The sequence below is a fragment of the Bradyrhizobium sp. AUGA SZCCT0169 genome (assembly GCF_018130085.1).
Taxonomy (GTDB): domain Bacteria; phylum Pseudomonadota; class Alphaproteobacteria; order Rhizobiales; family Xanthobacteraceae; genus Bradyrhizobium.
In genome coordinates this window covers 101,279-111,558 of sequence record NZ_JAFCMC010000022.1, presented here as the reverse complement: position 1 = coordinate 111,558, position 10,280 = coordinate 101,279, and the positions used below count along the sequence as shown (strand labels likewise).

8 protein-coding genes are annotated in these 10,280 nt (G+C 61.8%); all 8 read left to right on the top strand.

Annotation, left to right across the window (positions count from 1 at the left end; translation table 11 throughout):
* Nucleotides 1-1,004: 1,004 nt before the first annotated feature.
* The 8 genes from tolQ (at nt 1,005) to ybgF (ending at nt 10,273) form a co-directional block, all read left to right on the top strand.
* Nucleotides 1,005-1,688, top strand: coding sequence for a protein TolQ (gene tolQ / locus JQ609_RS23170; RefSeq protein ID WP_212207806.1), 684 nt, complete (start codon nt 1,005-1,007; stop codon nt 1,686-1,688).
* 93 nt (nt 1,689-1,781) lie between these two features.
* A complete protein-coding gene (locus JQ609_RS23165; protein ID WP_212207624.1) occupies nt 1,782-2,255 on the top strand; it encodes a biopolymer transporter ExbD in 474 nt (157 codons plus the stop codon).
* Between the two features lie 35 nt (nt 2,256-2,290).
* Nucleotides 2,291-3,223, top strand: coding sequence for a protein TolA (locus JQ609_RS23160; protein WP_212275074.1), 933 nt, complete (start codon nt 2,291-2,293; stop codon nt 3,221-3,223).
* Between the two features lie 86 nt (nt 3,224-3,309).
* Nucleotides 3,310-4,641: a Tol-Pal system beta propeller repeat protein TolB gene (tolB, locus tag JQ609_RS23155; RefSeq protein ID WP_212275081.1), complete on the top strand. Its 1,332-nt coding sequence runs from the start codon at nt 3,310-3,312 to the stop codon at nt 4,639-4,641.
* Between the two features lie 169 nt (nt 4,642-4,810).
* Nucleotides 4,811-7,141, top strand: a complete 2,331-nt coding sequence (locus JQ609_RS23150; RefSeq protein WP_212275073.1) for a bifunctional diguanylate cyclase/phosphodiesterase — start codon at nt 4,811-4,813, stop codon at nt 7,139-7,141.
* Nucleotides 7,142-7,277: 136 nt separating this feature from the next.
* Nucleotides 7,278-8,012 (top strand): N-acyl amino acid synthase FeeM domain-containing protein, encoded by a 735-nt coding sequence (locus JQ609_RS23145; RefSeq protein ID WP_212207627.1) that lies wholly within the window; start codon nt 7,278-7,280, stop codon nt 8,010-8,012.
* 289 nt (nt 8,013-8,301) lie between these two features.
* The gene (gene pal, locus JQ609_RS23140; RefSeq protein ID WP_212207628.1) at nt 8,302-8,793 is read left to right on the top strand and encodes a peptidoglycan-associated lipoprotein Pal; all 492 of its coding nucleotides are present in this window, start codon (nt 8,302-8,304) and stop codon (nt 8,791-8,793) included.
* Nucleotides 8,794-9,139: 346 nt separating this feature from the next.
* The gene (ybgF, locus tag JQ609_RS23135; protein WP_212275072.1) at nt 9,140-10,273 is read left to right on the top strand and encodes a tol-pal system protein YbgF; all 1,134 of its coding nucleotides are present in this window, start codon (nt 9,140-9,142) and stop codon (nt 10,271-10,273) included.
* Nucleotides 10,274-10,280: the final 7 nt, after the last annotated feature.

Below are 10,280 nucleotides of genomic sequence, written 5' to 3'. Positions count from 1 at the left end.
AGAACTCGTCTCCGGGGAGATCACGGCATAAGCCGTAAAGCCATTGCGCAGGGAAGGCCGGGTGTTCTCCGCTGCCCTGTATGCTCGTGTGCAGCTTTCTTTGCACTATTCGCACACGAGACCGCGGGTGCAGCGCGCACCCGGTCTTCCCTGCGCCCTCTATTTGAAGAGGGCGGGAAGTTTCCAGCAAAGCTCGGGCGCAATGCGTCGCGAGATCGCGAAACTGCGTTTGGTGCACAGCGTAGCTACAAACACCGCCGTCGTCCCGGCCTTGAGTCGGGACCCATAACCACAGGAAGAAGTTTTGCGGATGGTCTCGGCTACCGAACCTCATCGAGAGATCACGCGGTATGGGTCCCCCGATGCGCAATTGCGCATCTGAGCTCAAGGCCGGGACGACACCGAGCAAGACCCCAGGGCCGCCCGAGCCGGGGAACCCGGTTCCACCCCCCATAACCGTCCGGCCTGCCTTGATTTCCGGCAGTCAAATTGTCCTTTGGTAACCTCGCATTAACCAAGATTAGCGTCTGGTTAGGGACGTAAAGACGCGCGGATAGCCCTCGTTTTGACACGTTGGCAGGGGAAGCAGGACCCGGCTTTGGACGGGCCCCCCATGTGACACCAATGAGGCTCTCGCGCTGGCGCATTTTTCGCCGCGCCCGATGCGCGGCTGTGGAACCGGCAGCCAGTCGCTCCCGGAGGAATTTGGGAAGGAGCATGATCCGGAAAAGTGGGACCCGGTTTTCCGAAAAGATCATGCTCCAAACAAGAGACCGAGCATGATCCGGAAAAGTGGGACGGTTTTCCGAAAAGATCATGCTCCAAACAAGAGATAGAGCATGATCTGGAAACGTGGAAACCGGTTTTCCGAAGAGGGTCATGCCCAAACGAGAGCATTGAGAGGATATGATCTGGTGATCCGGAGATTCCTGCAGTTCGTGACGCTGGCCTGCCTTCTGGCAACGGCTTCGTCAGCCAGCGCCCAACAGGTCGAAACGCAATCGCTGTCGCTGGCCGCGTCAGACGTGTCGCTGATCGCGCTGTTCCTGCAGGCGCACTGGGTCGTCAAATCAGTGATGATGGGGCTGCTCGCCTGTTCGGTCTGGGTCTGGGCGATCGCCATCGACAAGATTTTTCTCTATGCGCGCACCAAGCGTGCGATGGACCGTTTCGAACAGGCGTTCTGGTCCGGACAATCGATCGAGGAGCTTTACCGCTCGCTCTCCGCCAAGCCGACGCAATCCATGGCAGCGTGCTTTGTGGCGGCGATGCGCGAATGGAAACGTTCGTTCGAGAGCCAGACCAGGTCCTTTGCCGGCCTGCAGATGCGGATCGAGAAGGTGATGAACGTCTCCATCGCCCGTGAAGTCGAGCGGCTGGAACGGCGGCTTTTGGTGCTGGCCACCGTCGGCTCGGCCGGGCCGTTCGTCGGCCTGTTCGGAACCGTCTGGGGCATCATGTCGAGCTTCCAGTCGATCGCGGCCTCGAAAAACACCTCGCTGGCGGTGGTGGCGCCTGGTATCGCGGAGGCGCTGTTTGCCACCGCGATCGGCCTTATCGCTGCCATTCCGGCGACTATTTTCTACAATAAGTTCATTTCCGAGGTGAACCGGCAGGCCCAGCGGCTGGAGGGGTTCGCCGACGAATTTTCAGCGATCCTGTCGCGCCAGATCGACGAGCGGGCATGATCCCGAAAAGTGGAAACCGGTTTTCGGACCAGATCATGCCCCGGATAAACGGCGTGAGGAGCGGTCAATCGTGAGCATTGTGGGCATCCGATCATGGCGATGAACATGGCAGGTTCGGCAGGTGGCGGTGGACGCCGCGGCCGGCGGCGCGCCGCCGTGATGGCGGAGATCAATGTCACGCCGATGGTGGACGTGATGCTGGTGCTGCTGATCATCTTCATGGTGGCCGCACCGCTGATGACCTCGACCATCGATATCGATCTGCCTGTCGCCAGCGGCGGCAAGTCGCTGGCGTCGAACGCCCCGCCATTGACGCTGTCGGTCAAGCGCACCGGCGGCTCCTGCAATTCGAATGTCGAACTATATCTGGGGGATACATTAATCCCTGCCGCCGACTTGCTGCCCAAAATCAAGGCTATCCGGGAAACCCGGTCGGAGGCCGAGAGCGTGGTCTATCTGCGCGGCGATAAAGACGTCTGTTACACGGATATGATGAAGTTATTGGGGTATATTAGGACGGCGGGGTTCAAGGCGAACATCGTGATCATCCCTGAGGGGGGCTCGTGAGCGATCCCGTTTTTGCGCGGAGCGGAAAGACTTAAGTGAAGCTCAAGATCGACAAGACACTGGCTGCGTCGGTCGCCCTGCACGTCCTCGTGCTGGGGTACGGACTGGTGTCGTTCTCGACCAAGGCTTACGAAATGACGCCGGAGGAATCGGTCGCCGTCGACGTCATTTCCCCCGACCAGCTCGCCAAGGTTATGGCCGGCATGAAGACCGGCAAGAAGGAAAATCCGAAGCCGCTGGTCGACAAGGTGGCTGAAGCCAAACCGATCGACGACGCGGTCGGCAAGGTGACCGAGAAGGCGCCGATCATCACCGAAACTGCGCCGCCGCCGCAGCCGAAGGCCGAGGAGAAGCCGGTCGAGAAAAAACCTGATCCGCCGAAGGTCGCCGAAAAGCCCAAGGAAGAGCCGAAGCCGGAGAAGAAGCCGGATCCCCCGAAGGTCGATCCGATCGCGGAAGCCATCAAGAAGGAAGAGAAGAAGCCGCCGCCGAAGCCGGTCGCCCAGCCTGCGGCAAAACCGCCGGAGCAGAAGCAGAAGATCGTGGAACGGCACTTCGATCAAACGCAGATTGCGGCGCTCTTGGACAAGCGCGACGCGACGCGGCAAGCCGCGACTGGTGCCACGCTGAATTCCAACGCCGCGCTCGGCACTTCAAAGGGCACGGCAGCAGACAATTCCGCGACCTGGGGATCGATGTTCAAGCAGCAGGTCGAGCGATGCTGGAAAAAACCCTATGGCGGCATCGAGTCGCAGAAGCCGGAAGCGGCGTTTGCGATCCGCCTGAAGCGCGACGGTACGCTCGAGGGAATGCCGGTTCCGGAAGGAACACCGGCAACGCCGTATTTGCGCGTCTATCAGGAGAGCGCGTTGCGCGCGATCATCGAATGCCAGCCGTACAAGCTGCCTGCGGCGTTTTTCGAGGAATGGAAATATTTTGCGCCGGTGTTCACCGAACAGAAGACCTGAAGCTTTTGTAATTTGGTGGTCACCTCCCGGCAATCACGGTTATGAGCAAAGTCGAATCGATGACTGACAAAGATGGATTGCCGAACATGCTGTTTCGCCCGAACCGCCGGCAGATCATTACGGGAATGGCGTCAGCGGGCCTGCTGATGAGCGGCCAGCGTGCCTTCGGCCAGGCGCCGAAACGCATCATTGTGCCCGAGGGCGAATTCACGCCGCTCCCCATCGCGATCCCGAATTTCGCTGCCGGCACGCCGGCAGACAGCGAGGTCGGCGCCGGCGTCACGCAGGTCATCACCAACAACCTGAAGCGCAGCGGTCTCTTCGCGCCGATCGATCAGGCGGCCTACATCGAGAAAGTAATCAACATCGATGCCGCGCCGAACTTCCAGAGCTGGAAGAGCATCAACGCGCAGGCGCTGGTGACCGGCCGCATGACGCGGCAGGGCGACGGCCGTCTCAAGGCCGAATTCCGGCTCTGGGACGTCAACACCGGCCAGCAGCTCACCGGCCAGCAATATTTCACCTCGCCGGAATACTGGCGGCGGATCGCCCACATCATCTCCGACCAGATCTACGAGCGCCTGACCGGCGAGAAAGGCTACTTCGACAGCCGCGTGGTGTTCGTCGACGAGAGCGGCTCCAAGGAACGCCGCGTCAAACGGCTGGCCTTGATGGATCAGGACGGCGCCAATGTGAAATATCTGACGCGCGGCGCCGACCTGGTGCTGACGCCGCGATTTTCGCCGTCGACCCAGGAAATCACCTATATGGAGTTCGGGCAGGGCGATCCGCGCGTCTATCTGTTCAACATCGAGACCGGGCAGCGCGAGATCGTCGGCAACTTCCCGGGCATGTCGTTCTCGCCGCGCTTCTCGCCGGACGGCCAGCGCGTCATCATGAGCCTGCAGCAGGGCGGCAATTCGAACCTGTTCGTGATGGACCTGCGCTCGAAATCGACCACGCGGCTGACCGACACGCCGGCGATCGACACCTCGCCGTCCTATTCGCCGGACGGAGCCCGCATCTGCTTTGAGTCCGATCGCGGCGGCAAGCCGCAGATCTATGTGATGGGCGCGACCGGCGGCGGCGCGCAGCGCATTTCGTTCGGCGAGGGCAGCTATTCGACGCCGGTGTGGTCGCCGCGCGGCGACTACATCGCCTTCACCAAGCAGGGCGGTGGTCAATTCGCGATCGGCATCATGAAGCCGGACGGATCGGGCGAACGCATTCTCACCTCGGGCTTCCATAACGAAGGCCCGACCTTTGCGCCGAACGGCCGGGTGCTGATGTTCTTCCGCGAGCCCGGCGGCAACAGCGGCCCTTCATTGTTCACCGTCGATATCTCCGGGCGCAACGAGTTGCGGGTTCCGACCCCTGGCTTCGCCTCCGATCCGGCATGGTCTCCGCTGTTGTCCTGAGCGTTCCATGGTTAGGGTGTTAATCGGCAAACATTGCCTAGCATGCTGATTTATCAGGGGATTTCTATAGCCTGAAATCGAAAGCAACGTCTTGGTAACGATATTCCCTCAGAAAGACTTCATCTGCAAAGGGTAAGACTACGCACGAACAGGACGGCGTACACCCGACATGCAGCTCGCAAACCAGACCGGAGAGTCCGATCAGAAGATGTCGCCGTATCTTCGCGCGGCGCTGATCGATTCGCTGTTCGAAACTCGCGCTCCGCTGCTCACGGGTCTTTTCTTCGGCGCCGTTGCGGCGGCCGTGACCGCGCTGAAGACCGGAGAACCGCTGATCTGGGCGTGTGTCGCGCTCCTCATCTTCGCCGCCGCCATCCGGGCGTTCGACTTGCGGCGGTACCACACACGCAAAGCGACGCTGACCGCCGATGAGGCTGCGCGGTGGAAGAGCCGGCATCAGATCGGGGCGATCATCCAGGCCGCCGCGGTCGGCATCTGGTGCTGCACCACCCTGTTGGTCTCTGACGACGCCGTCGCCCATATGATTTGTCTGTCCACAACCACCGGATTCGTGGCGGGCGGTGCGGGCAGGGCCTATGGACGGCAATGGATATTCCAGCTGCAGGCTTACCTCTGCTTCGGCTCAACGGTCATCGCGCTGGCATTGCGTGGCACGCCCTATTACATGGCCATGTCGGTCCTGTGCGCCGCATTTCTCGTGGTGGTCATACAGATTTCGGCCAATCTGCACAGAATATTCATGCAGGCGCTGATGGCGCGCGAGCGCGAGGCGGCGCTGGCCGGCCAGTTCGATACCGCGTTGAACAACATGCCGCACGGGCTGTGCATGTTCGGCGCTGACGGCCGCCTTGCGGTCATGAACCACCGCTTCAGCGAGATGATGAACCTGCCTGACGATTCGGTGCAGGGTGCCGCCAGTGCGTCCGACATTATTGCAGGCTGCGTCGCCTCTGGTTCGATTTCGCACGCGAGCGGCAGTATGATCCTGTCGGAAATCGAGAGCTCGCAGGCGCGGGACATGATCACGACCGATCCCGACTTCACGCGCAACCGGTCACTGTCATGGACATTCCAGCCGATGGCGGGCGGAGGCGCGGTGGTCTTGCTCGAAGACATCACCGAGCGGCGCGACGCGGAAGCCAAGATCAGCCATCTCGCGCGTTACGACGAACTCACCGAGCTTCCCAACCGGGTCAATTTCCGCGACGAAATCGGGCGCCTGCTGGCCATTCAGCAAGGCGCCGACAGGTTGTCGGCGCTGCTGTTCGTCGACCTCGATCAATTCAAGCAGGTCAACGACACGCTGGGTCATCCCTGCGGCGACCAGTTGTTGTGCGCGGTTGCCGGCCGGCTGCGCGAGATGTTGCGTCCCGAGGACTTCGTGGCGCGGTTTGGCGGCGACGAATTCGTCGTGTTCCAGCAGGACATTCATTCCCACGAGGATGCGGCAGGTCTTGCCCGGCGTATCGTCGACCGGCTGAGCGAGCGCTACAAGATCGACAATCATCTGGTCGAGATCGGCGCCAGCGTCGGCATCGCCATGACCTCTCCCGGGGTCAGCGCGGATACGCTGCTCAAGAATGCCGACATGGCGCTGTACCGCGCCAAGGCCGACGGCCGCGGCACCTTCTGCTTCTTCCGCGACGAGATGGCCCAAACCGTCGAAGCGCGCCGCATCCTTGAACTCGACCTGCGCAAGGCGCTGGCGAACGAGGAGTTCGAACTGTTCTATCAGCCGCTGGTCAATATCAAGTCGGGCAAGATCGCGACCTGCGAGGCGCTGCTGCGCTGGAATCATCCAATCCGCGGCACGGTGTCGCCGATCGATATCATTCCGGTCGCCGAGGATATGGGCCTGATCGTCGATCTCGGTCGCTGGATTCTGCGCAAGGCCTGCATGGAGTGCATGAAGTGGCCCGAGGCCGTCAGCGTCGCCGTCAACTTCTCGCCGCAGCAATTCCATCAGCGCGACGTGCTGAGCGAAGTCCGCTACGCGCTCGAGGTCTCCGGCCTGCCGGCGCACCGGCTCGAAATCGAGATCACCGAATCCTCGTTATTGCGCAACACGCAGCTGACCCATGATGTGCTGTCGCAACTGCATTCACTCGGCGTGCGGATCTCGCTGGACGATTTCGGCACCGGCTATTCGAGCCTGAGCTATCTGCACAACTTCCCACTGCAAAAAGTGAAGATCGACCGTTCCTTCCTCGAAGGCATCGATACCGATCGTCCGCTGACGTTGCTGCGGGGCGTGGCGCGGCTCTCGGCCGATCTCGGCATGTCGGTCGTGGTCGAGGGCATCGAGACCAACGAACAACTCGAATTGATCAGCACCGATGGCACGGTGACCGAGGCGCAAGGCTATCTGTTCAGCCGGCCGGTCCCGGCGGTTCGGGTTCGCCAATTGCTGAACGCTTCCCACGGCCGCCGTTCGCCGGACGAGCCGCTGGTTGTGGTGCCGTCGCGTTCGATCGCGTGATACAACTTCCCGTAATATTACGGACGGTTACGGCCACAAAGGTTAACCCTAACGTCTCGATAGCTTTGCAATTTTGTTAAGGAGCTGTTAAGTTTTTCGTACTCGCTCAGGTTGTTTCGAAGTGATGGAGTACGTGATGAAATCCGAAGCCGAACCGCGCGCTTCGTTCGCTGTTCGGGGAGGAGCGCTGTTTGACCGCGTCGATTACCGACCCATCGAAACTCCTGAGGCGAAAGACCAGCTCTATTTGATGCGCTACAGGGCCTATACGCACGGCAATTTAATTCCGCCGTCAGGGACCGAGCGCTACAGTGATCGCTACGACGATGCGCCCAATGCCTGGACGTTCGGAATCTATGTTGACGGAGAACTTTATAGCTCCATCCGTCTCCACGTCCTGACGTCCGAACAACGGATGTCCTGCACGACCGATTTGTTTGGCGATGTTCTTCATCCTCGCCTCGATCGCGGCGAAGTTTTCATCGATCCGGCCCGTTTTGTTGCAGATCCGGATAAAGCCCAGCGTTTCCCGGAGCTTCCTTATCTGACAGTGCGGCTGGCCTATCTGGCATGCGAGTATTTCAACGCCGATACCGGGCTCGCGCTCGTTCGCCCCGCGCACCAGTCGTTTTATCGCCGGGTCTTTCTTAACGAGACCATCGCCGACCCGCGCCAATTTCCGAACGCATTGGCCAAGGTGGCATTGATGGCGTCCGATTTCCGCGCCGTGCGGGAACACGTCATGACCCGGTTTCCCATCATGCGCTCAAGTGCATTCGAGCGGCGGATGCTGTTCCAGCGTGCGCCTCATTCCTTCCAGGATGCCGAAATATCGACCTTCGAGCGAGCCTCGATCGTTCCCAGTTCCTGAAGCTGCCGGGCCGAAATCATCAGGAATTTGCTGTCCGCCGGCAGGGGCCGCCCAATCGGCGCACAAACCGCCCTGTGCCGCGCGCCCAAAGTGACGATTTCGGCCTCAGCCCGCTTGCCTTCACCGTCGCGCCACATTTACAAACCATTAACCATCGTGGGCGCTTTTCACGGTTTGTCGGCATTTGATCGGGTCTGGCAAGGTTCCATCAAGGTTGACGGAACGTTCGCTTAACCATCGCCCTGTAGACCGGATGACAGTCGGAAAACGTGAGCGTGGAGGCTCCGGAATGAAACATCAGATGCGCATCCTCCAGGGATTGAAACTGGCCGCGGTACTCGCGGTGGCCCTGTCGATGGGCGCTTGCGCCAACAAGAACGTCGGCGCCGATGGGGCGATGGCGAGTGCGGCGACCCCGGGCAGCCAACAGGACTTCGTGGTCAATGTCGGCGACCGCGTGTTCTTCGAGAGCGACCAGACCGAGCTCAGCCCGCAGGCGATCGCGACCCTGGAAAAGCAGGCGCAGTGGCTGCAGACCTACAACCGCTATTCCTTCACCATCGAAGGCCATGCGGACGAGCGCGGCACCCGCGAATACAACATCGCGCTCGGTGCACGGCGCGCCCAGTCGGTACGGAGCTATCTCGCCTCGCGCGGCGTCGATCCGAACCGCATGCGCACGATCTCCTACGGCAAGGAACGCCCGGTCGCCGTGTGTAACGACATCTCCTGCTGGTCGCAGAACCGCCGCGCGGTCACGGTGCTGAACGCCGGCGCCTGAGCGGCTTCGACTGCCGAATTTCAGAACCGGCGCCCTGGGGCGCCGGTTTTGCTTTGGGCGTATGATGAAGCCGCGGGTGACGGCCAGCTTTCGCTGCGTCTGGCGGTTTCGGGGCCTTCGAGGCCGAAGAACAGCCGAACCCCGTTCACGGCTGCGTGCATGGGCCTGATCCCTTCCGTTGATGAACGGCCCGCCGACCATGCCGCTTGCTTGTTTTGAAGCTGATACTAAACCATACCGAAATCCGGCTTCCGGATTCGGAAACGCCAGTCACAATTCTGGCGTACTCCCTCTCTCAATGTGTTCGGCTTTCGATGTCACGCCGAATTTTCGTCGTCAGGGCAAAATGTCATTCAGGTTTCTCAATTCGATCAGCGCCGTGGCGATTGCCGCGATGCTCTCCCTGTCTTCGCAGGCCTCCTTCGCGCAGATATCGTTCCCGTGGTCCTCTTCTCCGCAAGGCTCCCCGCCGGTCCAGGCGCAATCCGACGACGCCGACGCGGATATGCGGATCCAGCGGCTCGAGAACCAGCTGCGGCAGCTCACCGGCCAGAACGAGGAACTGCAATATCGTAACCGCCAGCTCGAGGAGCGCCTACGGCAGCTCGGTGGCGGTGCGGCGGTAGCGCCTGCCGGTCAGCCTCCGGCGGCCCAGCCCGGCGTGGCCGCGGTGCCGCCCCCGGTCCAGGCCTATCCGCCCACCCGGCAACCCCAGGCGCAGCCCGGCTACCCGCAGGGGCAGCAGGGCTATCCGCAGGGACAGCAAGCTTATCCTCAGGCGCAGCCGACCTATGAGCAGCCGCAGATCGCGGCACCGCCGCCGATCATGCAGGAGCAGGCAGCAGCGCCGGCGACCGGCCGCCGCCGCGGCGACGCCTTCGATCCCAGTCAGAATCCGAACGCCCCCGGCGCGCCGCGCGCGCTCGGCGGCGGTCAGTTGCCGGTTGCCAATGACGCGCCGGTCGGCGCTCCGGGCGGCCGCGGACGGGGCGAGCCGCTCGACCTCGGTGCCACCAGCCCGCGCGATCCCGGCGGCGCGCCGCCGCCCGTGCGTGCGCCCGGCGCCAGCGCCGCGCTGACGACGCTGCCGCCTTCGGCGACGCCGAAGGACGAGTTCGATCTCGGTATCGGCTACATGCAGCGCAAGGACTATGCGCTCGCCGAAGAGACCATGAAGAATTTCGCGCAGAAATATCCGAGCGATCCCCTGATCGCGGATTCGCAATACTGGCTTGGCGAAAGCTACTTCCAGCGCCAGCAATATCGTGACGCCGCGGAAGCCTTTCTCGGCGTGACCACCAAGTTCGACAAGTCCGCAAAGGCGCCGGACTCGCTGCTGCGGCTCGGCCAGTCGCTGGCGGCACTGAAGGAGAAGGAAGCGGCCTGCGCTGCGCTCGGCGAAGTGACGCGGAAATATCCGCGCGCCTCGGCCGGCGTGAAGGCCGCCGTGGACCGCGAGCAGAAGCGGGTGAAGTGCTGAGTCGTTA